A 26,279-nucleotide genomic window follows, 5' to 3' on the forward strand; every position below is an offset into this window, starting at 1 on the left:
AGTGGGTCACGAGGCCGGGCGCAGCATGTAGCCGACGCCACGCACGGTATGGATCATCGGTTCGCGGTCGGTATCGACCTTTTTGCGCAGGTAGGAGATGTAGAGGTCGACGATGCTCGACTTTCCGCCGAACCCGTAGTTCCACACCCGGTCGAGGATCTCGGCACGGCTCAGCGCGCGGCGCGGATTCCGCATCAGGTAGCGCAGCAGCTCGAACTCCGTCACGGTGAGGTTGATCGGCTCACCGCCACGGGTCACCTCGCGGCTGGCTCCGTCGAGCACCATGTCGCCGACCTTGAGGGTCTCGTCGGCCGGCGGTGTGGTGTGACTGGAGCGGCGCAGCAACCCACGCAGCCGGGCCACCAGCTCCTCGAGGCTGAACGGCTTGGTCATGTAGTCGTCGGCACCCGCGGTCAGGCCGGATACCCGGTCAAGCACCGAATCCCTGGCGGTCAGGAACAGCGTGGGCGTGTAGCCGTCGGCCTCACGGACCCGCTGCAGAATCTGCAACCCGTCGATATCGGGCAACATGATGTCGAGGACCACGACGTCAGGTTCGATCTCGTCGAACTTGGCCACGGCATCATGGCCGTTGTGGGCCACGTCGACCTCCCAGCCCTCGTAGTGCAGGGCCATCTTCACCAGGTTGGTCAGCGCCGGCTCATCGTCGACCAGCAGTACGCGAATCGCAGACCCGTCGGCGCGATGGATCTTCGGCAACTGTCCGAGGATGGCCTGGCGCGGTTGCTGGGCACGGGGGGAAACGGACATCGTCGTCATATTTCCATTGTGCGGAGTACACAGACCGTTGTCACGGAGTTCATATGGAGTTCTAAGGGAATGCCGTTCACCCACCGGTCCCTATGACTCACATCACCTTCATATGAAATGGTGATCCAACCGAGATTCGCTGCAATGCATATCTTTTCGAAACAATTTGGTGAACACTTGGTGCCGCACCACTGATGCGTCAAACGGTTTTCCCTGCACACCAGTCATATTCACCAAATGACACACCAATGAAACATTTGGGTTCTCTATGCATGGCACAAACTTCCTTGCGCCTGCTCACAGCGATAAATAGTCTCGCCCTTAGTAATTGGGTGTTGCCGAGCTACATCTGAACCCAGCCCGGCGTGTGTCGCGCTGTGCTCCAACACCTTTCGAAGTTGTTCACCGACAACGGCGTCAATAACTTTGCGCGGACCTGCAACCAGGCGGGTCCGCGCATGACCATCTCCACACTGAGGAGTGCAATGCAGCAAACGACTGATTTCGCAGAACGGGCCCGGGCCGTTCTGCGATACGACCTACCCGCCTCGCTGGTGGTGTTCCTGGTCGCCCTGCCGTTGTCCCTGGGCATCGCTGTGGCCTCTGGCGCTCCGGTACTCGCCGGCATCATCGCCGCGATCGTCGGCGGCATCCTCGCCGGCGCCCTCGGCGGGTCCCCGCTGCAGGTCAGTGGCCCCGCGGCGGGCCTCACCGTGGTGGTCGCCGGGCTCATCTCGCAATTCGGCTGGGCCGTCACCTGCGCCATCACCCTGTGCGCCGGCGTGCTCCAGATCGTCTTCGGACTGAGCCGAGTGGCACGCGCCGCACTGGCCATCTCCCCCGTCGTGGTGCACGCAATGCTGGCCGGCATCGGCATCACCATCGCGCTGCAACAGATCCACGTGCTGCTCGGCGGCAGCTCCAACAGCTCCGCCTGGGCGAATGTGGCCGAACTGCCAGGTCAGCTGATCAACGCTCACGGCCACGGCGTCATCCTGGGCGCACTGGTGATCGCGATCCTCGTGGGATGGCGCTGGATGCCCACCGCAGTGAAGAAGGTCCCCGGACCGCTGGTGGCCATCGTCGGCGTCACCGCACTGTCGTTGCTGCCGACGTTCGGTGACGTCACCCGCATTCAGATCAACGGCTCCCTGCTGGACGCGCTGGCGCTGCCCAGCCTGCCCGAGGGCAACTGGGGCGCGTTCGCCGCCGGCGTCCTCACCATCGCGTTGATCGCCAGCGTCGAGAGCCTGCTGTCTGCCGTGTCGGTCGATCGCATGCACACCGGACCGCGCACCAACTTCGACCGCGAGATGATCGGCCAGGGCACGGCCAACATGGTCTCGGGCGCCATCGGCGGTCTGCCCGTCACCGGCGTGATCGTGCGCAGCTCCACCAACGTCGCCGCCGGCGCCCGCACCCGCGCCTCGGCCATCCTGCACGGCGTCTGGATCCTGATCTTCGCGGTGCCGTTCGCCGGTTTGGCCCAGATGATCCCGACCGCCGCACTCGCCGGCCTCCTGATCGTCATCGGCTGCCAGCTGGTCAAGCGCGCGCACATCGAAACTGCCCGGCGCACAGGAGATCTCGCGGTGTACGCCGTCACGGCAGCCGGTGTGGTGTTCCTCAACCTGCTCGAAGGTGTGCTGATCGGCCTCGCGCTGGCCGTCGCACTGACCGTGTGGCGGGTGGTGCGTACCAACATCGTGTCCGAACCCACGGGCGAGAACACCTGGCGCGTCGCCATCGAAGGCTCGTGCACCTTCCTGTCCCTTCCGACACTCACCAGCGCCCTGGGCAAGGTGCCGACAGGTTCGTCGGTCACCGTGGAACTGTCGGTCGACTTCATCGACCACGCCGCGCACGAGACGATCGAAGAGTGGCAGCGTCAGCACGTGGCCACCGGCGGCTCGGTCGACATCCACGATGTCGGCGCCGTCGAGATGGCCAGCGCGGTGGCCGGGCCGCCGATGCGTGGCTTCACGCCGTTCGACAAGCGTTCCGGTGTGGTGCCGTGGAGCTCGTGGCAGCGCGAGGAGATGTCGTCAGTCCTGCACGGCCTGGCCGCCTACCACCGTCGCACCGCCCCGGTGCTGCGCCCGCACATGCAGGAACTGGTGCACGCCCAGCGGCCTGAGACGCTGTTCCTCACCTGCGCCGATTCGCGGGTGGTGCCCAACGTCATCACCAGCAGCGGGCCGGGCGATCTGTTCACCGTGCGCAACGTCGGCAACATGATCCCCGCCGGCCAAGCCGACGCGTCGATCGAGGCGGCCATCGCGTTCGCCGTCGACAAGCTCGAGGTCAGCTCGATCGTGGTGTGCGGACACTCCAGCTGCGGCGCGATGACCGCGATGCTCGGCAAGACCGACGCAGGCGACAAGCATCTGGAATCCTGGCTGGCCCATGGCAATCCGTCGATCGAGGCGTTCGACGACGGCCGTCACCCGGTGGCGCAGTCAGCGGCGGAGGCCGGCTTCGGCATGGTCGATCAGCTGTCGATGGTGAACATCGCCGTGCAGGTGCAGACGCTGCAAGCCCACCCACTGGCCCGCCGCGTCAACGTCATCGGCCTGTTCTACGACATCGCCAGCGCCGGCGTGCTGCGGGTGACGCCCACCCACATCGAGACCCTGGCCGACGCTGCGTAGGTAGGTTCCCTTCCCCTGGCACCGCGAGCGTGCGTGTCTGCTGCCCGACACACCGGATTTCGGCAGCAGTTCACGCACGCTCGCGGTGTTCTGTCTGGGTGAGATGTCCTCGGCAACTTCGTCAAAGCTCTTGACGGTCCTGGCGGGCACCTTGAGCTGGGAGAGCATCCCGAACCAACTTCGGCGCCCGGCGCGTGGACGGCCGTGCCCCGCCGGTGGCGATCTCACGTCGCACACTCGCGCCGCGCGAGCGTGCGCCAAGCGCCGACAGAAAGAACCGCGAGCGGCGTGTCGGGCAGCAGACACGCACGCTCGCGAAGAAAAGGAGGTGAAATGGATCAGTAGTGACCGGGGCCGCGGCCGGCCATGTCCTCCAGGCGGCGGATGCGGTCGTCGATCGGCGGGTGCGTCGAGAACAGCTTGCCGATCCGCTCACCGGCCCGGAACGGGCTGGCGATCATCAGGTGCGCCTGATCGGCCAACTGGGGCTGCGGAGGCAGCGGTGCCGCTTCGACGCCACCGGAGATCTTGCGCAACGCCGACGCCAATGCCAATGGATCACCGGTCAATTCGGCGCCGGACTGGTCGGCCTGGTACTCACGCTGGCGGGACACCGCCATCCGCACCACCGTGGCCGCGATCGGGCCCAGCAGCGAAACCAGCAGCATGGCAAGCGGATTCGTACCCTCACGGTTACCGCCGAACATCCCCGCGAACATGGCCATATTGGCCAGGGCGGTGATCACCGACGCCATCGCGCCTGCCACACATGAGATCAGGATGTCGCGGTTGTAGACGTGGGAGAGCTCATGCCCGAGAACCGCACGCAACTCACGCTCGTTGAGGAGCTGCAGAATGCCGGTGGTACAGCACACCGCGGCATTGCGTGGGTTGCGGCCGGTGGCGAATGCGTTCGGGTTGGCGGTGTCGGAGATGTATAGGCGCGGCATCGGCTGATGCGCCGTGGTGGCCAACTCCCGGACGATCCGGTAGATCTCGGGCGCCTGCACCTCGGTGATCGGCTGGGCGTGCATCGCGCGCAGCGCCATCTTGTCGCTGTTGAAGTACACGTAGACGTTCATGCCGACGGCGAACAGCACCGCCAGGTACATCACGTTGCGGCCGAACAACGAACCGACGAACACAATCAGCGCCGAAAAACCGACCAGCAACAGGAATGTCTTGATTCGGTTCGCGTGCGGGTTCCACGTCATCGCAGTTTCCTCCTAGGCAACTACTCGGCAACCATCGCTGATTAAACGCTCAGTTACCGTCCGTGGTTCCGGAATCAGCCGTGACGGTTGACCGTGTAGTCCACGAGAGTGGCCAGCGCGTCACGCCCCGGCCCGGCCGGAAGGCTGGCCAGCTCGTCACGGGCCTGCGTCGCGTACTCGGCCACTGTCTCCTTGGCGCGCGCCATCCCGGTCGACCGGCGCAGCAGGGTAAGCGCCTCGGCCACGTCCTCTTCCCGCTCCACGGGGGTGGCCAGCAACTCGCGCAGCCGGTCCGAATCCGGCCCCGACTCACGCAGCGCGTACAGCACCGGCAGGGTGTGCACGCCTTCGCGCAGGTCAGTGCCCGGAACCTTGCCCGATTCATCGGGATCGCTGTCGATGTCGATGATGTCGTCGGAGATCTGGAACGCGGTGCCCACGATCCCGCCCAGCCGGTGCAACCGCTCGACCTGCTCGGCATCGGCACCAGAGAACGTCGCGCCGAACCGTCCCGATGCAGCGATCAGGCAGGCGGTCTTCTCGTAGACCACCTTGAGGTAATGGTCGACGGAGTCGGCATGCTCGGCCGCGCCGCGGGTCTCACGCATCTGACCGGTCACCAATTGGGCGAATGTGTCAGCAATCACACGCACGGCGTCCGGTCCCAGCCGGGAAACCAGCCGCGAGGCCGTGGCGAACAGATAGTCACCCGCCAGGATCGCGATGTTGTTGCCCCACCGGGCGTTGGCACTCGGTGCCCCGCGCCGCATCTGGGCCTCGTCCATGACGTCGTCGTGATACAGCGTCGCCAGGTGCACCAGCTCGATGACCGCACCGGCGATCGCGACGTCCGGATCGTCGGGCCGAGGCCCCAGGGACGCCGCGAGCACGGTGAACAGCGGCCGGAACCGCTTGCCACCCGCCTGGAACAGATGCTGGACCGCCTCGGCCATGAGCTCGTCGGCTTTGCCCAGCTCGTCAGACATCAGTTGTTCGATCCTGGCGACGCTGTCCCGGACGTCGGCGGCGAACGCCGCGTCCCCGAAATCAACGCCTGCCACCACAGTCGCTGGTGTCCTCATTCGTCCAACATACTGGGAGCAATGGATATCAAGTCAGACGTGGTCGTCGTCGGCGCGGGACCGGCCGGGTCGGCGGCCGCCGCGTGGGCGGCCCGAGCCGGTCGTGACGTGCTCGTGGTCGACGCGGCACAGTTCCCCCGGGACAAATCCTGCGGCGACGGACTCACGCCGCGCGCCGTTGCCGAACTGGAACGTCTCGGCATGGGCCCGTGGCTCGACACCCGGATCCGGCACCACGGCCTGCGGATGTCGGGGTTCGGCGCCGACGTCGAGGTGGCGTGGCCCGGGCCGTCGTTCCCGTCCACCGGGAGTGCGGTCCCGCGCACCGAACTCGACGACCGGATCCGCTCGGTCGCCGCCGACGACGGCGCCAAGATGCGCTTGGGCGCCAAAGTGGTTGGAGTCAACTATGACTCACGTGGACGGGTCGAATCTGTGCAGCTCGACGACGGCGCCACCATCGGCTGCAACCATCTGATCGTCGCCGACGGAGCCCGTTCCACTCTGGGCCGCGTGCTGGGCCGCACCTGGCACAAGGAAACCGTGTACGGCACGGCTATCCGCGGCTACCTCGCCACGCCACGCGCCGACGAGCCGTGGATCACCTCGCATCTGGAGCTGCGCTCGCCGGAAGGCCAGGTGCTCCCCGGCTACGGCTGGATCTTCCCGCTGGGCAACGGTGAGGTGAACATCGGTGTGGGAGCCCTGGCGACGGCCAAGCGTCCCGCCCACGCGGCTCTGCGGCCGCTGCTGTCGTATTACACCGAGTTGCGTCGCGAGGAATGGGGATTCTCCGGGGAGCCACGGGCCGCGCTGTCGGCGCTCCTGCCGATGGGCGGGGCGGTGTCCGGGGTGGCCGGGCCCAACTGGATGCTCGTCGGCGATGCGGCAGCGTGCATCAACCCGCTCAACGGCGAGGGCATCGACTACGGGCTGGAAACCGGCCGGTTGGCGGCCGAGCTGTTGGGGTCCGGCGACTATTCACAGGCCTGGCCGGCACTGTTGCAGGACCACTATGCCCAGGGCTTCTCGATCGCCCGAAGGCTGGCCCTGCTGCTCACGCTGCCCCGGTTCCTGCCGGCCTCCGGACCGCTCGCGGTCCGCTCGTCGTTCCTGATGAACATCGCCGTGCGGGTGATGGGCAACCTGGTCACCGAAGAGGACGACGACTGGGTCGCGCGGGTGTGGCGGGGTGCGGGTCTGGCATCGCGTCGCCTGGATCAGCGCAAGCCGTTCAGCTGATCGCCGTCAATCTCGGCTAATCGCGGTTGAGCATCCAGATCCGGGTGGACAGCGCGGTCGCGAAGGCACACCACAGCGGATAGGGCGTGAGGATGGCGCCGGGGGCACCCTGGGCCTGCACCGCACGACGGGTCAGATCCGCACTACTGGCGGTCAGTGCCGCGGCGGTGACGGCCGCGGCGCCGAGCCTGCGCTGCGAGAAGAACACCCATGACCATGCGGCGTTGACGGCGAGATTGCCGGCTAGCGCGACCGAGTAGGCGCGAGCTTGGTCCTGGCGGCCCTCGGTGCGCAGCCGGTCGATCGTGCGGGCCGACACCACCGCGATACCGGTGTACAGGATCGGCCAGACGATCGGAAAGGCTTGTCGCGGAGGCTGAAAGGACGGCTTGCGCAGCTGCTCGTACCAATGGGACTGGGCGGGCCGGCTGGCCAGGCCGCCGACGAGCGCAGTGGTCAGTGCCGCGGTGGCCGTCTTGGCCAGAGTGATCGGTCGCATGGGCGACTACATACCCGGATTGCCTGGTCCGCACACGTGCGCGTCAGTCGCCGATTTCTACGTCTGGGTCGCGACGAGCGACTCCGAACAGCCCTTGGGTCGAAATCGGCGTGCCTGAGAGGGCTAGGCAGCCGAGTCAGTCCGCGTCAGCGGTACTCACACAGGTAGGCAGTCTCAGCCTCGACCCGGACCTGGAACTTGCTGTCCGCGGGCACGGTGAATTGTGTTCCGGCCGCGAAGGTTTCCCACTGCTCGCTGCCGGGCAGCTTGACGGTCAGCGCGCCGGAGACCACCTTCATGATCTCGAGCTGGGAAGTGCCGAACTCGTACTCGCCGACAGCCATGACGCCCACGGTCGCGTTTCCCTCCGGCGTGGCGAAGGCGATCGATGCGACGTCGCCGCCGAAGTACTCGTTGACCTTGAACAATGCCGCTCCTTGAATTCGGGTGAGCGGCCAGGATAGCCGGGCGAGGAACCGCCGCCGCCGGCTACACCACGTACTTGAGCACCCCGAGCATCGCGTTCTCGTCTGCCGGCTCACGGGTGCACCGCTCGAGGCCGGCCCGCAGCGCCGACGGGTCCATCCCGGTGCCGATCAGCACCAACTCGGTGCCGCTCGCGCGCCGCTTCTCGAAACGCAGCGAGCTGCCGACCAGCTGCAGCAGGAAACGCTGGGCGCCGAAGTCGACGAACCCCTTGACGCGGTACAGGCCAGCAGGGCGGTCCCGCAGAAACTCCATGAACAGGCGCGGGTTGACCGCTGCGTCGGTGCGGAAGTCGACGCTCTGATACTGGGGATGGTCGTGATCGTGCTCGTCGTGCAACAGCTCGTCGAAGGACAGCTGGGCCTGCGGCGTCCGCTCCGGCGGGTCGATCAGCAGCTGGGGATCGATGCGGGCGAAGTCGGTGGGCAGCAGCGGAACCCGGGGACTGAACTCGCGGATCTGCGCGAGCAGGCCGTCGACGTCGGCGCATGAGGACGCCTTGTTGAGCACCACCAGGTCGGCGACCGGCAGCCCGTGACTCAGGTCGGGTTGCAGGCCGTCGAGGACCAGAACCAGGCCGGCGTAATGGAATCGCGGATCGTCGACGGTGACGATGGTGCGAGCCAGTGAGGCCGGTTCGGCAACGCCGCTGGCCTCCACGACGATGAGATCCAGCCGGGGTTTGACCGCCGCGAGCTTGCCCAGCATCTCGCCGACTTCCTCGCCGTCGACCGCACAGCAGATACAGCCGTTGGACAGCGACGCCATCGCATCGACCTGCCCAGCCACCAGCATGGCGTCGATGTTGACCGCGCCGAAGTCGTTGACCAGGGCACCGATCCGGACGCCGCGGCTGTTGCGCAGCAGATGGTTGAGCAGCGTGGTCTTGCCCGAGCCGAGATGCCCGGCGACCGCCAGCACGGGTATCGATCCGGTGGACGTCACCGGGCCATCGTAGGTTTATTGAGAATTGTTTTCAGTAAGGGGGTCAGGTCGGCCAGCGGGTATCGACGATGTCGAACGCGTGGGGCAGCCTGGCCCGGTACCGCGCCTTGTCGGCCGCCTTGAACGGGGCCCACCACGGCGCCTGGAACAACCCGAGGACGTTGGCCTTGGGACCCGCGTAACCCGAGGCCAGCAGTACGCCGTTGGCGGCATAGCGGCCGCCTTCGTTGGCGCCCTCCATCGTGGTGACGTTCTGGTCGGTCTTGATCCACTCACCGGCCAGGAACAGGTTGTCGATCCCGGTGACGGCCTCCGGCCGGCGCGCCCACGACCCCGGGTCCTGGATGAACAGCGGTTCGTCGTTGCGCACATTGGGCGTGCCCGAGTCGATGATCGACGGGTCGAGAAACCACGAATGCACCATCTGGTCCGTCACCACGATGCTGGTGTCGTTGAGATGGGCCTTGATCTGTGCCCAGGCCTCGGCGGCGATCTGCGGCGGGGTGCACTGCCGGGCGCTGAGCCCGTTGAAATTTCCCTGCGTGCTCCAATCCGAGATGATCGCCGACAGACAGTCTTTGACGGTGCCGTCCCCATAGGTCGTCAGCGGTCGCTTCCAGAACTGGGCCTCACTGATGGAGGTGAGCCCCCACCCGGAGTCGACGTAGTTGACGTGCCCCTTGGTGACGTCGACGCGTTCGCGCAGAAAGAACATCAGACCGTTCATCCACTCGGTGCGCAACGCCGCCACCGAGGCCAGCTTGGGATCGGCGGCGATCACGTCGGGGGTCAGCACCGCCGCGAGTTTTTCGCACGGCACCGCGGAGATGTACCAGTCGGCGACCACCGGTTGGGCCACCCCGTTGCCGTCCACCACCGTGGCCGACGCGATGTGCCTGCCGTTCGGAGTCAGCCGCGCCAGTGCCTGCCCGAGCCGGAACGTCACCCCGAGCGATTGCAGATGCGCCACCCAGGGATCGATCCACTGGGTGCTGGTGGGGCCATTGAGCACCCGGTCGAATCCCTTGTTGTCGATGTCGTTGCCCAGCAGCAGGATCGACCACACCGAAGCCTCGCCGACCAGCCCGATCGAATGGGCACTGGCGTCCTTGGACTTGGACGCGGCCAGGTTCCGGATGATGCCGTCGGCGAGGTAGCGGTTGTACTCCTTGCTCTTGTGGTCCGCCCCGATGAATTTCTCCCAGGTCATGTTGTCCCACTGGCCGAGCTTGCGCTCGTCGCAGCTGGTGACGTAGACCGCGAGCTTCTGCGCGGCGTATACCGCCTCCAACGGCGGCAACCGGAACAACGTCTGGAACACCGCGGCCACCGACTCGGTGAAGGCCTTCGGGGTGATCGGGTTGGGCAAGGTCGGGATCGGAAACGGCAGCGGGATCGTCAGATCCGCCCGCCCCAACCCCGAGTGCAGGTATGACGTGGCCCGGGTCAGGTTCTGCCAGACCCCGAAGGTGTTGCCGGCGAAAGGAATGCGCCGCATGGTGTCGGTGACATTGCGGTAGAAGCCCGGGAAGAACCGGAAGCCGTGCTCGGCCGGCAGCGGGCTGCCCGACGGGGACGGCGCCGGAATCGACCGCGCCTTGCCGCCCAACGCTTTTCGCTCGAACACCGTGACCCGGTACCCGCGCTCCGCCAGTTCGTGCGCGGCGGTCAGGCCGGCCACACCGGCGCCGAAGATCGCGACCGTGGAGCCCGGTGCGGCGCGCGCGGTTGCCGGCCTGCTCAGCGTGGCCGCGGCCACACCGGCCGTGGCCGTTCCGGCCAGAAATGACCTCCGCGAAATGTGACGTTCCCCAACCCCACCCGACATACCGACACCACCTCAGTTCGGCAACCCCTGTGGGCGCTAAGTTAATCGTGATTCTGCCGCGGGCCCCGCCCGACACGCCGAGTTGAATTCACGCGAAAGTAAGGCGATCACTTGATCACAAACTTGGGCCTCACACCGTTGAAGACCTCACAAGACAGGTCGAATCGACTCGAGAATGACCATTCACTTAATTCTTGCGAACGCGTCCCGAAATGTGACATGCTCCACAGGCGACCGGGGGGTCGAAACGTGCTCCAGCACAGCCGGTGGTCACCGGTCGGCCCCGCGCATGCCACGACAAGCGGGGAAGGAACTCGATGACCTACGAGCTACCGGCGTCCAAGGGGCCAGTTCGGGACGTCCTGGTCCAGGGCGGCTACGTGCTGGGCTTCTCGGTGCAGGCGCTGGTCAGCGTCGTCACCGCGGTGGTGCGCCGGCGCCTGGTGCTCGACGAGGTCGTCAACCAGACCCTGTTCATCGGCCGGGTATGCACCGGCCCGGCCCTGCTGCTGATGATGCCGATCGGGGTGTTCATCGCCGTGTCGGTCGGTGAGCTGGCCGGGCGCATCGGCGCCGGCGGCTACTCGGGCGCGGTGGTGGCGTTCATCATCGTCGGCCAGGCCGCGGCCCTGGTGTGCGCACTGATGATGGCCGGCGTGGCCGGTTCGGCGATCTGCACCGACCTGGGATCGCGCACCATCCGCGAGGAGATCGACGCGATGGAGGTGATGGGTCTCGACGTGATCGAGCGCCTCGTCGCACCGCGACTGGTCGCCGCCGTCATCGTGGCCCTGGCCCTGTGCTCGATCGTCACCTTCGGCGGCGTGATGGCGTGCTACCTGTACCACATCAGCGTGCAGCACCTGCCGGCCGGAACGTTCCTGGCCACGTTCAGTCAGTACGGCCAGGTGTCGGATTTCGTTATGGCACTGATCAAGTCGGCGGTGTTCGGCCTCACCGCAACGCTGGTCGCCACCTTCAAGGGCCTGCACACCAAGGGCGGCGCCGGCGGTGTGGCCAACGCGGTGAACGAAGCCGTGGTACTGGCCTTCGCCCTGGTCTTCATCCTGAACACGACCATGTCCGCGCTGTACACCGTGGTGGTTCCGGCCGTGGGCAGTTACCGATGACCGCGCTTTCCAGCAGCGCTGCCCTGCACCGGATCTCGCGACCCGCAGTCGCCGGGTACGACGCGCTCGCGGTCGCCGGTCAGCACGTCACGTTCTACGCCAAGGTCCTCGGTTCACTGCCATACGCCCTGGTGCGTTACCGCAAGCACACCCTCGGCCAGATCGGCGAGGTCACCTTCGGCACCAGCTCCCTGCTCTCCGGCGGCGGCACCATCGGCATCGTGTTCGCGATGTCGCTGGCCGCGGCGATGATGCTGGGCGTCGAGACCCAGCGCGGCCTGGACCTGGTCGGGATGAACACCCTGTCGGGGATGCTGGCCGCGATCGCCAACACCCGCGAACTCGCGCCGGTCGTGGTGGCAATCGCCCTGGCGGCCAAGGTCGGAACGGGCTTCACCGCGCAGATCGGGGCCATGCGGATCTCCGACGAGATCGACGCGCTCGACGCCATGGCACTGCGGTCCATTCCCTACCTGGTCGGCACCCGCGTACTGGCCTCGGTGGTCTGCGTCATCCCGATCTACATGATCGGCCTGCTGGCCAGCTACCTCTCCACCCGGACCGTGGTGGTGATCTTCAACGGCGCCTCCCCCGGCACGTACGACTATTTCTTCCATCTGGCCCTCGGCCCGCGGGACCTGCTCTATTCCGGGATCAAAGCCGTCGTCTTCGCGATCGTCGTCGCCCTGGTGCACTGCACGTACGGCTACTTTGCCTCGGGCGGGCCCGCCGGGGTGGGGCAGGCGGCCGGCCGGGCGTTGCGTACCGCGATACTGGCGGTCGGCATCCTCGACGTGCTGCTCACCTTCGCACTGTGGGGCCTGGTCCCCGAGATCCCCGGGATGGGAATGTGAAGCGCCTCAAGCGGTTCGGCAGGCGCCGCAGGTATTCGGAGCCCAGCCGGGCCAGGCTGGCGCTGCGCGGCCTGGCCGCCGCCACCGTGGCGGTAGCAGTGGCCGCGGTGCTGGTGGCCCGGGCCTCGGGACACCTGGAACGCAGTGCCGATGTGTTCGTGGGGGTTCCGGTGTCGGCCGGGCTCATCACCGGCGGGTCCCCGGTGCGCTACCACGGCGTGAACGTCGGGCGCATCGCCGACATCGAGTCGGGCACCCACACGTCCCGGGTAAAACTCGCGATCGAGCCCGACAGCCTCGGCATCATCCCGTCCTCGGCCGTCGCGCGGATCGTGCCCCGCACCTTCTTCGGCGACATCTACCTGCAACTCGTCGACCCGAAAGGCAACCGGTCGGCGACGGGCCTGAAGGCCGGCGACACCGTGTCGATCGACGACAGCCCCGATGCGATGGCTCTCTACGACGTGTTCACCAAGATCGTCGACCTGTTCTCGCAGATCAAGCCCGAGCGCATGCAGACCGCCCTCACCGCGATCAGCCAGTCGCTGCGCAACCGGGGTACCGAACTGGGCTCCACGATCGACAATCTGAGCGCCAGCGCGCAGGTGCTGACCCCGTCACTGGTGCGATTCCTCGACACCACACCGCAATTCCGGGACGTGATGGCCTCGCTGAACGCCGCCACCCCCGACATCATCTCGACGCTGTCGGCGGCGACGTCGGTGTCCAACCGGATGGTCGACGACCAGAAGAAGTTCGCTTCGGCCATCGACGGTTTCGCCCGGTTCTCGTCGGTGCTCACCTCGTTCATGTCCGATCACCGCGAACAGTTGATCACCGTGGTGGATTCGGCTGGCAAGATCATGGCGACCACTGCCGCCCAGCCGCTGGGATTGCTCGACACCCTGGCCGGCGCGCAGTCGTTCGGTGAGGCCGGCGCCAAGGTGTTCGCGACGGGTAAGTTCAACATCACCGCCGTGGCGACCTTCGCCGGGCCGATGCCGTACTCGATGCAGGACTGTCCGGTCTACGGCACCACCCAGGCCGCGCGCTGCGCCGAATCGGCACCGTCGGGCCAGGTTCCGGATCAGCCCGCCGACGTGCTGGCCCGCCCGGCCGCCGACCTTCCGGTCACCCCGTTCACGGCGCCGGCGCCGCACCTGCCGACGAACTCGTATCTGCCGCCGGGCCCCGGGCTGCCGCAGTCGGCGCCGATACCCACGGAACCGCTTCCCGCCGAAGCGGTTCCGGGATCCGCACCGGGAGCAGCGCCCGCGTCCGCGGTCGTCGACGCCGACGGCCAGGCCCACGCCCTGGCAGTGCTGCAGGACGAACTGGTACCCCCGGCCGGCGCTCCCTCGACCCAACCGAACATCGCCACGGTACTGATGCTGGGCCCGCTGGTACGCGGCACGGAAGTGCAGGTCTCATGAACCGGAACGGACGGTGGCAGTCGTGGGTCAAGCTCGGCGGCTTCAGCACGGCCGGGGTGCTCAGCGCAGTGCTGGTGATCAACACGCTGTCGGTGCCGGTGCGCGGTAGCACCGTCAACTACCAGGCGCAGTTCAGCAGCGTCGAGGGGCTCAACGTCGGAAACCCGGTGACCATGAACGGCATTCGGATCGGGCGGGTGGACTCGATCCGGTTCGCCCCCAACACCGACGGCACCAGCCGGGCCGACGTCGACATCGAGGTCAACTCCGACTTCACCCTGACCAGCAACGTCACCGCGGCGGTGCGTTACGGCGACATGCTCGGTGCCCGTTATGTGGCCCTGTCCGATCCGGGCGGCGCCATCATGGACGTCTCCACCGACGAACCGCCGGCGCGACTGGCTGCCGGGGGCGTCATCCCCCTAGCCCAGACCTCGCCCGCGGTCGATCTGACCGCACTGCTCAACGGATTCAAGCCACTGTTCGACGCGCTGGCCCCCGAACAGGTCAACACATTGACCCGGGGATTCGTCGAGACGTTCAGTGGTCAAGCCCAGACCCTGACGACGTTGCTCACCCAGATCGCCGCAATGACTTCGTCTTTGAGCAACAACGCGGGGATATTCACCCAGCTCATCGACAACATGTCGACGTTGATGCGCACGATGAACACCCGCCAGCCCCAGCTGGAGCAGATGCTCACCGGGCTCAACCGGCTCAGCGCAGCGGTGACCTCCGGTGACCGGCAGTTCGAAATGCTCATCGACCAGGGCAACGCCGTGCTGGCCACCCTGGCCAACACGGTCAACAACTCCAGTGCCGCCTACGGAGACACCATCACCAATCTCAACTCCATGCTGCAGACCTGGCAGCCCAACACCGAGGAGTTCACCAAGCTGCTGACCAGGTTGCCGGAGTTCGGCGATGCCATCAACCGGACCTCCAGCTACGGCGGGTTCGTCAGCCTGTACCTGTGCAACTTCACCCTCAAGATCCGCAGCCACGAAGCCAACATCTTCGGCTACACGCATTCAGAGGTGTGTCAGTAGATGTTTCTCGTCAAACTGATCGACCTCTTCGTCGGCGCGGTGATCTTCCTCTTCGTGAAGGATCAGCGCAAACACAACCCGTCAATCCCATTGGCGCTGGGCATGATCGGCACCATCACTCTGGTGGCCATCATGGTCGTCTCGATCGGGATTCCCCGCGCGGTCTACCACGTGCGGACCAACTCCTATGTCGCCGAGCTGGCCAATGCCAGCGGGCTGACCGGGGGCGACCCGGTGTACGTCGCCGGGGTCCCGGCCGGGCGGGTGGAGGATGTGGCCCTGGCCGTCGACCGGGTCCGGGTCGGCTTCCGGCTGGACAAGGCCCAGGCGCTCGGCAACCGCACCACGGTCACGGTGCGGCTGCGGACCGTGCTGGGTAAGCGGTTCCTCGATGTCATGCCGGCCGGAACCGTCAACGGTTTGGACTCCAACGTCATTCCGTTGTCGCGCACCACGGTTCCGTACAGCCTCGACGAAGTCGGGCGCAAGGCCGCCGACACCGCCGAGCACGTCGACCAGCAGCCCCTGACGGCGATGATGAACACCTTGGCCGAGACCATGCCCGGCAACAGCACCGAGCTCGGCCAGGCTTTGGCCGGGATCAGCGCCGCCAGTTCGGCCTTCGCCGACAACGGGGACAAGATCGACGAGATCCTGCGGATCAGCCGGTCGATGGCCGAAATGCTGTCGCACCAGACAGATTCGCTGGCCGACACCGCGGCCAATGCCCAGTACATCGTGTCCTCACTGGCCGCGCGTCGCCAGGCGCTGTCCGACATCGTCACCAACCTGACCGCGATCATGCGGCATCTGGCGGCGATCTACACCGACAAGCAGGCCGATTTCGGCAGTTTGATCAGCGGCCTCACCGCGGTCACCGGAACCCTGAAAGCCAACGTGGACAAGATCGACCAGACCCTGCAGAAGATGCCGCCGGCGATCCGCGCGGTCACCAACTCCACGGGCAACGGCAATTGGGCCGACGTCAACTCGCCGTCCGTGGTGATGCCCGACAACCTGTTGTGCTTCCTCAATGTCCAGCGGGAGTGCCGATGATGCGCAGAATTGTGACCGCGCTCGTCGTCGTCGTGTGCGTGGCCGCCGGCGGCTGGTACGTGTTCGGCCGCACAGACCGGGCCCGCACAGTGCACGCCGACTTCGGCTACATCAACGGCATCTACCCGGGCAGCAAGGTGACCGTGCTCGGGGTGCCGGTGGGGCGGGTCACCGCGGTGACCCCACAGGGCACCACCGTGCGGGTCACCATGACGCTGCCCGACGACGTCGCGCTGCCCGCCGAACCCGATGCCTACGTGGTGAGCCCGGCGCTGATCAGTGACCGCAGCGTCGAACTCGGCCCCGCCTACAGCGGAACGGGCCCCACCCTGGCCGACGGACACGTCATCGGGGCCGACCACAGCCACTCCCCGATCACCTTCGACACCATGCTGGGCAGCCTGAGCACACTGACCTCGGCGATCGGGCCGCAACAGGGAGACATCGGCGCGGTGCTCACCCGCGGCGCCGACCAGTGGCGCGATCAGGGCAAGCTGTTCAACTCCGCGATGCGCAACCTCAGTGCGGCCAGCGGTGTGCTCGGCGCCAGGGCCGAGGACATCGGTGCCGTGGTGGACAACCTCAGCACCCTGATGGCCGCCTTCAACCAGCGTCAGGTTTCGCTGAACCAGATGGTCGACGAACTCGGTCAGGTCGGCGGTAGCTGGGCCGACGCCAACGTCGACATCGCCCAGCCCATGGCCGATCTGAAAGTGGTGCTCGATCAGGTCGACACCTTCGTCACCCAGCACGGTGACGATCTGGGCACGATCGCGGCCAACCTCAACGCCGTCGGCGATGTGCTGACCGCCAAGCAACCCCAGCTGGCCGAGTTCATGGACCTGGTGCCGCTGATGATGCAGAACCTGTCCAACACCGTCGGCCAGGACCGGCGCGGCCGGATCCGGCTGAACGTGTCCACGGTGCTGTCGCAGTTCGCCGCGGCCCAGAACTTCTGCGACCGCAACATGCTGCCGATGTGTGTAGGTGCCGGGATCACCAACCCGATCTCCTACCCGATCAGCCGGTCTGACCCGCTGGGCATCGTGTCCGCCGTCACCGGTAATGCCCCGGCTCCGAACCCGAAGTACCCGAGGTGAACGTGCCTAGATTCCTGCCCAAACCCACCCTGCGGGGCGCGGCCGTCGGTTGCGCGGTGGTGGTCGCCGCCGCGAGCGTATGGGCGTTGAGCGACATCGGAATTCAGGACCTGCCGCTTGGCCGCACCTCACCGAGCGACACCATGGCAGTCACGGTGGTGCTGCCCACGGCCGACGGCATCACCATCGGGGCCGACGTGCGCAACGGGCAGAAAGTGGTGGGCCGGGTCAGCGGGATGACCCTGGCCGCCTCGGGCGCGTCGGTACAGCTGAGCCTGGCCGACGCCGACGGCCTGGACTCCGCGACCGTGGCCAGCGTGGAACTGCCGTCGGCCCTTGGTAATCCGTTCGTCCGGCTCAGCAGCGCACAGCCGGCTCCCCAGCGGGCGTTGCGCGACGGAGACGTGATCCCGCCCAGTCACACCGAGCTGGGGCCGCAGATCGAGAGCGCACTGGCCACCTTCGGGGCGCTGCTGTCCCGCAGCGGCGTCGATCAGCTGGCCACCATCGTCACCGAACTGGACAAGGCCTTCGCCGGCCGGGCCGACAAGGTGCGCGGACTGATCGACTCGATGTCGCTGCTGGCCGCCAATGCCTCCGAGCATCAGGGCGAGTTCGATCAGGCAATGAGCCTGGCCGCCAACATCACCGGCCAGTTCGGCCACGAGCAGAAAACCGTTGCCGGCTACCTCGACGCCGTGCCCAAGGTGGTGGCGATGCTCGATGTCCAGCGGGCCAAGTTGCAGACGCTGTTCTCCTCCACCACCGCGCTGGCCGCCACCGCCAACAGTGTGCTCTCCTCGACCGATCTGAACGCCATGGTGACCGACGCCGGCACCGTCGTGCAGACCATGGGCGCGTTCAACGACCGGCTCGGCGGGATGCTCACGGCGATGAACAACTTCCTGGAGAAGTTCGGCAACTCGGTGCACGGCGACTACCTGATGTTCGATGGTGCCCTGGACATCCCGGGCACCATCGACAAACTCCTCACCGGAGGGTTGATCGTCAACGGCACCCCGATCACCGGGGACGTCGCCTTGGAAGGGTTCTTGTCGGGAGGTCTGAATTGAGACGCCTGGTAGTGGTTCAGCTGGCGATCTTCGCAGCGATCGCCGTGATCGTCATACCGTTCGGCATCCGCTATGTGGCCGGGCCGCAAGGCTTCCGGACACCGATGACCCTGACCGCGACGATGAGCGACGCGTTCGGACTCACCGCGGGCACCAGCGTCACCGTTCGCGGGGTGCAGGTCGGCACCGTCGACGACGTGTGGCTGTCCCCCAGCCGCACCGCGATGGTGCGGCTGGCGATCGACCCCGACACCCGGATCCCGCGCGACGCGATCCTGACCGTCGGGATGGGCACGGCCGCCGGCATCCAGAGCGTCGACATCATGCCGCAATCCGATGCCGGTCCGTACCTGGCTTCCGGTGACACCATCGCCGCACCGGCCGACCGCCAACCGATCCAGATGGACCGGATCATGGGCGACACCGCACAATTGGTGAAAGGCATCGACACCCGGGCGGTGAGAGACGTCGGCATCGAACTGTCGAACGCCTTCGACGGGCTGGGGCCGGATCTGGCCATGCTGATCGACAACGCGTCGGACATGTCCACCCGCATCCGGAACCAGACCGGGCAACTGCAGCCGCTGATCGAGGGCACCGCGGAGCTGGTCACCACCATGGCCGGTCAGGGTGACCCGTTCGTGCGCGGCATGGCCGCCAGCTCACGGTTGGCCAATCAACTCGACGGCAGTGGCCCGGCGTTCCTGTACCTGACCGATCGATCACCGGCCGCACTGAAGTCCCTGCAGCGGGTGCTGGATACCTATCAGGGCACGTTCGGCGCCACCCTGGCCAACCTGGCCACCGTCACCCCGATCATCGGCGACCGCACCGATTCGCTGCAGACCGGGCTCTCGACCATCCCGAAGGGCCTGCAGGATCTGACGTCGATCGTCAAGGTCGACGCCACCGGCCAGACCCGGGCGGATTTCTCGCTGATCGCCACCCAGGGCCCGGTGTGCAACTACGACGTCGACCGGCGGGCCATCGGCGATGTCAGTCCCACCGAACCCAACCTGGTGATGTACTGCCCGCCCGCACCCGACATGCTGATGCGGGGGGCGGTCAACGCACCCCGACCCAACGATCTCGGCCTGCAGAACTCACAGATCCCCGGACATCCGATCGGACCCGAGGTGGTCAGTGACCCGGTCAAGATCCCGACCCTGGCCCAGCTGGCCTACAAATGGCGCAGCATCCTGAAAGGTGGCCCGCAGTGAGCAAATCCGACGAGTCCGATGGCACCGACGACACTGTCGACGACGACCGCAAGGAATCGGTGCTGACATTGGACAAGCCCTCCGAGGACGTCACTGAAGATGTCCCCGAGGACGCCCAGGAACCTGACGTCGACGAGACCGGGTCGGAGGACTCCGAACCCACTTCGCCCGGCCGGCTCAAGCGCCGGATCGCAACCGGTCTGGTCGCACTGCTGGCGGTCGCCGCCGTGGCAGCGCTGGTCGTGTTGTCGCTCGGCGAATACCACCACCGCCGCGACGACGCACTGCGCACCGAGGCCGTCGCGATGTCGCGCGATTATCTGGTGGCGATGGCGGCGTTCGACTACCAGAAAATGGACGCCAACCGTGAGCACATCGTCGCCAATTCCACCCCCGGATTCGCGGCCAAGTACGACGAGATGGTCAAGGCGCTGCGCGACATCGTGGTGACCAGCAAGGGCGTCGCGACCGCAACGGCCGATCACGTGGTCGTCGACGCCCTCGACGGCGATGCCGCGACCGTCGTCGCCTTCGTCGATCAGCACGTCACCAATGTGACTGCGCCGCAAGGCAGTAATCAGAAGTACCGGATGGTGGTCAAGCTCGTGCGCAGCGGTGACCGCTGGATCGTCGACGACGTGCAGACCGTGTAACCCGCTGTTCGCCCTGTTTCACCCCCGAGAGGAGTCCCCATGCCAGCGACGTACGTGGACCTGGCCGCCGAGCCGCGGCTGACCACCGCCGAGACCCGCATCACCGTCACGCAGCGGGTACCGCGGTGGATCCGCAAGAAGCACGTCGACCTCTCGGACGCGCTGGACTTCTGGTCCGCCGCCGGAGCGGCGGCCAATGTCATCATGCAGATGAGCTGGCCCGAAGTGGGGTACGGCGTCGCCGAAAGCCGGGTCGAATCAGGAAGTTTGGTGCACCACCCGTGGAAGCGGCTGCGCACCACGGCGCAATACCTGACCGTGGCGATCCTCGGCACCGACGAGGAGAAGAACGCCTACCGCGAAGCCGTCAACGTTGCGCACCGGCAGGTTCGGTCCACCGAGGACAGTCCGGTCAAGTACAACGCGTTCAACCGCGAACTGCAGTTGTGGGTGGCAGCATGCCTTTTCATCTTCTACGAGGACACCCATCAACTGCTCTACGGCACGATGACCGAAGAACAGGCCGAAACCTTCTACCAGAGCGCGATGACCATCGGCACCACGCTGCAGGTCCTCGAGGAGATGTGGCCGGCCACCAGGGCGGACTTCGACGCCTATTGGAACACCGCATGCGAACGCGTCGAGATGACCCCGTTCGTCCGGGATTACCTCATGGTCCTGGTCGAATTGCGGATGATCAACTGGCCGATGCGGAAGATGCTGGCGCCGCTGCTGCGGTTCCTGACCGTCGGATTCCTGGCACCGGTGTTCCGCGACGCGATGGAATTGGAGTGGACCGATACCGACCGGCGCCGCTTCGAGCATCTCTTTCTGTTCGTGGCGTTCGTCAACCGCTTCCTGCCGAAGTCACTGCGCAACGGCAACTATGCGCTGCTGATGAAGGACCTGCGCCGCCGGATCCGCCGCAAGAAGGCGCTGATCTGACCTCCGTGGCGGCCGGGCTCGGCCCGGACACCATGCTGTCGCGTTATCTGCAGGACCGGCGGTTCCTGTTCGTCCTGCCGAGAGCCGTCTGCCTGCAGTCCCTGCATCCGACGATCGCCACCGGGATCACACAGCACGCGCTGTTGCACCGACGGGTGTGGTTGCACCACAAACGCACGGTGACCCAGGCGATCAGGATCGCCTTCACCGACGTCGACATGCGCCCCTACATCCGGTTCGCGCACGAGGACGTCAAGGGTCGGGACCCGGACGGGAACAAGTACCACGCGCTGAATCCCGACGTATTCCACTTCCAGCACGCCACGTACGTGGAAAGCATTGTGATGATGGTCAATACATTCATCCGGAAGCTGGACGAAGGTGAGCACGAGCGGCTCTACCAGGAGTGCTGCGCGTGGTATCGGCGTTACGGCATCTCCACGCGCCCGATGCCGGCGAGCTGGCCCGAGTTCTGCACCTACTTCGAGGACGCCTGCCGCACCCAGTTGGTGGCGGGCGAACACTTCGAGCCGTTCCGCCGGCAGATGTTCGCGCCGACGGACTGGTGGCCGCGGGCCGTGCCGCGCCGGGCGATCCGGGCGATGCAGCATCCGAGGGCGGCCGAGCTGACTGGGACGGTGATCAGCGCGCGCGATCGCCGGTCCCTGCGGCGGTTCGTGCTGACCAGTCGCGTGCTGGCGTGAAGTCGAACCGCAGCAAGCCTCTCCTTCGGGACACATCGCGACGACATCGTCAAAGAACTTGACGCCCAGGCGGGCCACCCGGCCAATACACTCGGCCGCGTGGCAAAGAAACCTTGGGACGGTGACCGACCGCTGACACCGCGCACAGTGCTGGAGAGAAAGAAGGTAAACGCGCGGGGCCTGTCCTTCACCTTCGCCACGGAGCAGATTTCCGCACCGACGGACTGGTGCAGCTTCGATGAGGACCACCACCTGATGTATGTGTATCGGCACGGAGCGATGCGGTCGATGACGACGCTGCTCGACTGGGGCCCTTCTGGCCAAGTCCCACCCAGTACCGGCGACATCTGGTGGAAGCCGGCCGGAATACCCTGTGCCGCACTGGTTCAGGGGAACGTGGCCCGATACTGCGAGATCGGCATCCCCGGCCACGCGATCGGTGACACGGCACTGCTCCCCCGGGTCAAGTACAAAGACCTCCTGGTCCATCACCTGATCGAGGAGATCTACGGTGTCGCCGGCCGCGAAGACGCGGTGGCCCGGTTACTGACGGACTCGCTCGCCGAGACGATCCGGCTGTTGATCGTCGACACCTGCACGGCCGCCCGACCGCAAAAACAGCACCAGCGAACCACTCTGGACGCCGCGACCCGCTCGGCGATCGTGGCCTATCTGACCGACAGCCTCGATTCCGAGATCACACTCGATGGGCTCGCCGAACTGGCCGAGATGCCCGTGAGCACGTTCAGTCAGGCATTTCGCCGGTCCTTCCACACCACGCCATACCAGTTCGTACTGGAACGCCGGATCGCCCGCGCCCAGACACTGTTGCTGACGACAGCACTGTCGATCAGCGACATCGCCACGAAAGTCGGGTTCCCGAACCGTAGTCACTTTGCCACCGCTTTCAAGCGGCGCGTCGGTATATCACCGAGCGAGTACCGCGCCAAAGAGTAAACGCGCTGGTACACAACGAGGCACTCCCTTCACATCCTCCTCAGCGCGAGGCACCCCTGGAGATCTTTTAGCAATGTGAAGATTCGCAGCTTGCAGGAATTGAAACGTGTTTCAGAATGCGAATGTTTCACAGGTTTCTTTCAGCTACGTTCGCTCGGTCAGTGATCGCTGACACGTTTCACGATCTAGAAGGAGACCGAGTTGCACCTCGCACTACGGCCTTATGTGACCGCCGGCGTGGCGATTGTCGGGGCCGGCATCATTGCGGCCACCCCCATCACCGCGGCGGCGCCCGAGATCCAGAACCGCGCGGTGACGCTGTCGGCCGCGGTGCAGACCCTGGACCTGCCCAGCCCCGCCGATGCCAGCCCGTTCGCGGCGATCCTGGGCGATGCCAACCCGTTCGCAGCACCCCTGGCTGAGTCCTCGTTCGTGGATCCCATTGGGCGGTGGGCCGAGGTGTTCGAGCTGACATCCAGCAACCTGACGAAGCTCTTCCAGAACGCGCTGGCCGAGCCGGCGCCGGTCCTACGCCAGATCATCGCCAATCAGACCGGCTACGCCGAACTTGTCGGCGAGTCACTGTCGACGACGGTCCAGAACTTGATCAATGCGGCGACCATCTACATTCCGGAATATCTGGAAGAGGCGCGCCTCAAGTTCGAGGCCGGTGACATCATGGGCGTCGGCAACGTCATGTCGCGCGCCACCCTGACTATCGCGTCGACCCTGTTCCCGATGCTCAATCTCCTCTCCATCCCCAACCAGATGGTCGGCAATCTGTCCTCCGTGCTGAATCTTCTGTCCTACAAATCATTCATCGATGTAGGGCTGGTAGGCCAGGTCGGCATGGGGTACGTCAGCCTCATCCAGGGCTACGTGTCAGCGGGCGCCGCTCGCATCGGGCAGGACCTTTACGACGCCGTCAAGACTGGCGACATGGTGAAGTTCGCGAGCACGATCATCAACGCACCGGCCGATACCGTCAGCTCGATCCTCAACGGGTCCTATGTGCCTCCTCGACGCCCCGGAGCGCCCGGCAGCTGGACCGCCGGGCTCTTCAGCCCTGACCGGGGGTACGCCCCGCTGCGCGCGATCCTGATCGACGTTCCCAAGGCCATCGCCGCGGCGATCACTCCGCCCGCCGCGCCGGCCACCGCACGTCTGGCGGCCGGAACCACCTCGGAAACAACAGGATCCGAGTTGGCCGGTGCCGACAACACACTCGCAGCCATCACTGCGGTCGACGACGCTACCGTGAAGCCCGAAGCCGAACCGGCCGATACCGGCGCCGCGGTGACCGGACCGGCAGAGACGCCATCGGAAACCACCACCCCGGTGTCATCGGAAACCGAAACGGCTCCGGCCGCCGACGAATCCGAGACGCCCGCCGCCATCCCGGAGAAGGCAGGCACCAAGCCGACTTACCGGCTGGTGCGGGACAGCATCGTCGCAGTGCCCGGTAAGTCCACCGTCGAGGGCACCGCGGGTGACAAGGTGCTCAAGCCCGGCAAGGTAGTCAGCGAGAAAGTTTCGGCGACCGTCGACAAGGTCGGTCAGAAGATCAAGAAGGCCTTCGACAAGCCCGCCAAGAAGGCCGCGTCAGCCGACAAGACCGCCGGCAGCAAGACCGGAAAGTCCGACAAGAGCAGCAACTCCGAATAGCAGTACCACGCAAGGTAATCGGCCCTCTCGCTCAGGCGAGAGGGCCGATCTCCATCTGTATGTGTGTGCGCGGAATGCTGCCTCGACGCGGAATGCCCGGCGGGTGTTCAGGGAGACGGCTTGGTCGCCGCGTGCAGGGCCACGATGCCACCAGTCAGGTTGCGCCACTTGACCTGTGACCACCCGGCCTCGCCGATGCGCCGGGCCAGCTCGGCCTGATCCGGCCACGCGCGAATCGACTCGGCCAGATAGACGTAGGCGTCCGGGTTACTGGACACCGCGGTCGCCATCCGTGGCAGCGCCTGCATCAGGTACTCCTTGTACACCGTGGCGAACGCACCGTTGGTCGGCGTCGAGAACTCACACACCACCAACCGGCCGCCGGGCCGCGTCACGCGGGCCATCTCACGCAGACCCGCCACGTGGTCGACGACGTTGCGCAGCCCGAAGCTGATGGTGACCGCGTCGAACACCCCGTCGGCGAACGGCAGCCGGGTGGCGTCGGCACCCACCTTGGGCACGGGACGTCCTGCCCCCGCGGCGAGCATGCCGACCGAGAAGTCCGCCGCCACACACCAGGCACCCGACGTCGCCAACTCGACCGTCGACACCGCGGTGCCCGCGGCCAGGTCCAGCACCTTGTCACCGGGCCCGATCCCCAGCGCCGCGCGGGTCTGCCGGCGCCAGAAGCGGTCCTGCCCGAGCGAGAGCACGGTGTTCGTCAGGTCGTAGCGCCGCGCCACGGCATCGAACATCGACGCCACTTCGTGGGGGTTCTTCTCCAGGCTCGCTCGACTCACGCCGCCGACGCTACCCGTACTCATCTCTGTGAACTTCCTGCGACCGGGAATTGGCGCTCACCGGCACGCCTTGAACCTGATCATGAGTGAAAAAGTGTGGTTCATCACCGGTGCATCGCGCGGCTTCGGCCGGGAATGGGCGATCGCCGCCCTCGACCGGGGCGACAAGGTCGCCGCCACTGCGCGCGACACCGCCACGCTGGCCGACCTGTCCGCCAAGTACGGCGACGCACTCCTGCCGATCCGGCTGGATGTCACCGACCGCGAGGCGGACTTCGCCGCCGTCAAACAGGCCCATGACCACTTCGGCCGGCTGGACATCGTCGTCAACAACGCCGGCTACGGCCAGTTCGGGTTCATCGAGGAACTGTCGGAGGCCGACGCCCGCGATCAGATCGAGACGAACGTCTTCGGCGCACTGTGGGTCAGCCAGGCCGCGCTGCCGTACCTGCGCGCCCAGGGCAGCGGGCACATCATCCAGGTGTCCTCGATCGGCGGTATCACCGCGTTTCCCCTGGTCGGCATGTACCACGCGTCGAAGTGGGCGCTGGAAGGGTTCTCACAGTCACTGGCCGCCGAGGTCGCACCGTTCGGTGTGCATGTGACGCTGATCGAGCCGGGCGGCTTCTCCACCGACTGGGCGGGATCCTCGGCCAGACATGCTGCCCCGCTTGCCGATTACGACGAAGCCCGCGAGGCCGCGCAACGCGCCCGCGCCCAGCGCAGCGCCAAGCCCGGCGATCCGAAGGCGTCGGCCGAGGCGGTGCTCAAGATCGTCGACGCCGAGAACCCGCCGCTGCGGGTGTTCTTCGGTGAGCTGCCCCTGCAGTTGGCCAGGGCCGACTACGAGAGCCGGCTGGCGACGTGGGAGCAGTGGCAGCCGGTGTCGGTGCTGGCCCAGGGCTAACCTCGCCCAGGGGAA

General features: G+C 66.3%; 24 protein-coding genes. 16 read left to right on the forward strand and 8 right to left on the reverse strand.

All coding sequences use genetic code 11. The annotated features are described in order from the left end of the window. Window positions 1-6 precede the first annotated feature (6 nt). Window positions 7-780, reverse strand: a complete 774-nt coding sequence (locus AC4LGL_RS29280) for a response regulator transcription factor (protein WP_003883610.1) — start codon at window positions 778-780, stop codon at window positions 7-9. 476 nt (window positions 781-1,256) lie between these two features. Between AC4LGL_RS29280 and AC4LGL_RS29285 the strand changes: the two genes are divergently transcribed. Next, window positions 1,257-3,422, forward strand: a complete 2,166-nt coding sequence (locus AC4LGL_RS29285; protein WP_491841802.1) for a SulP family inorganic anion transporter — start codon at window positions 1,257-1,259, stop codon at window positions 3,420-3,422. 338 nt (window positions 3,423-3,760) lie between these two features. On the opposite strand, the gene htpX is transcribed toward AC4LGL_RS29285, so the two are convergent. Together htpX and grcC1 are read right to left on the reverse strand one after the other, a co-directional pair. Further along, complete coding sequence (gene htpX, locus AC4LGL_RS29290) at window positions 3,761-4,636, reverse strand: zinc metalloprotease HtpX (protein ID WP_491841803.1); 876 nt, start codon at window positions 4,634-4,636, stop codon at window positions 3,761-3,763. 74 nt (window positions 4,637-4,710) lie between these two features. Beyond that, a complete protein-coding gene (gene grcC1, locus AC4LGL_RS29295; RefSeq protein WP_418008562.1) occupies window positions 4,711-5,718 on the reverse strand; it encodes a nonaprenyl/(2E,6E)-farnesyl/geranylgeranyl diphosphat synthase in 1,008 nt (335 codons plus the stop codon). 21 nt (window positions 5,719-5,739) lie between these two features. Between grcC1 and menJ the strand changes: the two genes are divergently transcribed. Beyond that, complete coding sequence (menJ, locus tag AC4LGL_RS29300) at window positions 5,740-6,960, forward strand: menaquinone reductase MenJ (RefSeq protein ID WP_491841804.1); 1,221 nt, start codon at window positions 5,740-5,742, stop codon at window positions 6,958-6,960. 16 nt (window positions 6,961-6,976) lie between these two features. Here the strand turns inward: menJ and AC4LGL_RS29305 are convergent, their stop codons facing one another. From AC4LGL_RS29305 to AC4LGL_RS29320, 4 genes are all read right to left on the reverse strand, one after another. Continuing rightward, complete coding sequence (locus AC4LGL_RS29305) at window positions 6,977-7,459, reverse strand: TspO/MBR family protein (protein ID WP_491841805.1); 483 nt, start codon at window positions 7,457-7,459, stop codon at window positions 6,977-6,979. Window positions 7,460-7,605: 146 nt separating this feature from the next. Then, entirely contained in the window at window positions 7,606-7,887 is a 282-nt protein-coding gene (gene ppnP / locus AC4LGL_RS29310; RefSeq protein WP_491841806.1) for a pyrimidine/purine nucleoside phosphorylase, read from the reverse strand. 61 nt (window positions 7,888-7,948) lie between these two features. Beyond that, window positions 7,949-8,890, reverse strand: coding sequence for a CobW family GTP-binding protein (locus AC4LGL_RS29315; protein WP_491841807.1), 942 nt, complete (start codon window positions 8,888-8,890; stop codon window positions 7,949-7,951). A 43-nt stretch (window positions 8,891-8,933) separates the two neighbouring features. Continuing rightward, complete coding sequence (locus AC4LGL_RS29320) at window positions 8,934-10,718, reverse strand: hydroxysqualene dehydroxylase (RefSeq protein ID WP_491841808.1); 1,785 nt, start codon at window positions 10,716-10,718, stop codon at window positions 8,934-8,936. A gap of 317 nt (window positions 10,719-11,035) precedes the next feature. Between AC4LGL_RS29320 and AC4LGL_RS29325 the strand changes: the two genes are divergently transcribed. The 13 genes from AC4LGL_RS29325 (at window position 11,036) to AC4LGL_RS29385 (ending at window position 24,557) form a co-directional block, all read left to right on the forward strand. Next, entirely contained in the window at window positions 11,036-11,848 is an 813-nt protein-coding gene (locus tag AC4LGL_RS29325) for an MlaE family ABC transporter permease (RefSeq protein ID WP_055111544.1), read from the forward strand. Further along, window positions 11,845-12,702 (forward strand): MlaE family ABC transporter permease, encoded by an 858-nt coding sequence (locus AC4LGL_RS29330; RefSeq protein ID WP_088305613.1) that lies wholly within the window; start codon window positions 11,845-11,847, stop codon window positions 12,700-12,702. Before AC4LGL_RS29325 ends, AC4LGL_RS29330 begins: the two co-directional genes overlap by 4 nt. After that, window positions 12,699-14,135: an MCE family protein gene (locus AC4LGL_RS29335; protein ID WP_491841809.1), complete on the forward strand. Its 1,437-nt coding sequence runs from the start codon at window positions 12,699-12,701 to the stop codon at window positions 14,133-14,135. Before AC4LGL_RS29330 ends, AC4LGL_RS29335 begins: the two co-directional genes overlap by 4 nt. Further along, window positions 14,132-15,184: an MCE family protein gene (locus tag AC4LGL_RS29340; RefSeq protein WP_491841810.1), complete on the forward strand. Its 1,053-nt coding sequence runs from the start codon at window positions 14,132-14,134 to the stop codon at window positions 15,182-15,184. The genes AC4LGL_RS29335 and AC4LGL_RS29340 overlap by 4 nt, the downstream gene beginning before the upstream one ends. Beyond that, window positions 15,185-16,240: an MCE family protein gene (locus tag AC4LGL_RS29345; RefSeq protein WP_491841811.1), complete on the forward strand. Its 1,056-nt coding sequence runs from the start codon at window positions 15,185-15,187 to the stop codon at window positions 16,238-16,240. Continuing rightward, entirely contained in the window at window positions 16,237-17,340 is a 1,104-nt protein-coding gene (locus tag AC4LGL_RS29350; RefSeq protein ID WP_491841812.1) for an MCE family protein, read from the forward strand. Before AC4LGL_RS29345 ends, AC4LGL_RS29350 begins: the two co-directional genes overlap by 4 nt. Window positions 17,341-17,342: 2 nt before the next feature. Next, a complete protein-coding gene (locus AC4LGL_RS29355; protein WP_491841813.1) occupies window positions 17,343-18,413 on the forward strand; it encodes an MlaD family protein in 1,071 nt (356 codons plus the stop codon). Continuing rightward, entirely contained in the window at window positions 18,410-19,633 is a 1,224-nt protein-coding gene (locus AC4LGL_RS29360) for an MlaD family protein (RefSeq protein WP_491841814.1), read from the forward strand. The genes AC4LGL_RS29355 and AC4LGL_RS29360 overlap by 4 nt, the downstream gene beginning before the upstream one ends. Next, the gene (locus AC4LGL_RS29365; RefSeq protein WP_491841815.1) at window positions 19,630-20,286 is read left to right on the forward strand and encodes an Rv1363c family protein; all 657 of its coding nucleotides are present in this window, start codon (window positions 19,630-19,632) and stop codon (window positions 20,284-20,286) included. The genes AC4LGL_RS29360 and AC4LGL_RS29365 overlap by 4 nt, the downstream gene beginning before the upstream one ends. A 39-nt stretch (window positions 20,287-20,325) precedes the next feature. After that, on the forward strand, window positions 20,326-21,231 hold the full coding sequence (locus AC4LGL_RS29370) for an oxygenase MpaB family protein (RefSeq protein WP_491841816.1): 906 nt from the start codon (window positions 20,326-20,328) through the stop codon (window positions 21,229-21,231). 5 nt (window positions 21,232-21,236) lie between these two features. Beyond that, window positions 21,237-21,935: an oxygenase MpaB family protein gene (locus AC4LGL_RS29375; RefSeq protein ID WP_491841817.1), complete on the forward strand. Its 699-nt coding sequence runs from the start codon at window positions 21,237-21,239 to the stop codon at window positions 21,933-21,935. 99 nt (window positions 21,936-22,034) lie between these two features. Continuing rightward, entirely contained in the window at window positions 22,035-22,892 is an 858-nt protein-coding gene (locus AC4LGL_RS29380; RefSeq protein WP_491841818.1) for a helix-turn-helix transcriptional regulator, read from the forward strand. A 201-nt stretch (window positions 22,893-23,093) separates the two neighbouring features. Next, window positions 23,094-24,557, forward strand: a complete 1,464-nt coding sequence (locus AC4LGL_RS29385) for a hypothetical protein (protein ID WP_418008573.1) — start codon at window positions 23,094-23,096, stop codon at window positions 24,555-24,557. A 107-nt stretch (window positions 24,558-24,664) separates the two neighbouring features. Here AC4LGL_RS29385 and AC4LGL_RS29390 read toward each other — a convergent pair whose 3' ends face one another. Further along, a complete protein-coding gene (locus tag AC4LGL_RS29390) occupies window positions 24,665-25,357 on the reverse strand; it encodes a demethylmenaquinone methyltransferase (protein ID WP_418008574.1) in 693 nt (230 codons plus the stop codon). Between the two features lie 82 nt (window positions 25,358-25,439). On the opposite strand from AC4LGL_RS29390, the gene AC4LGL_RS29395 reads away from it, so the two are divergent. Next, window positions 25,440-26,264: an SDR family oxidoreductase gene (locus AC4LGL_RS29395; protein WP_418008575.1), complete on the forward strand. Its 825-nt coding sequence runs from the start codon at window positions 25,440-25,442 to the stop codon at window positions 26,262-26,264. Window positions 26,265-26,279: the final 15 nt, after the last annotated feature.

This window comes from Mycolicibacterium arcueilense (assembly GCF_058536225.1).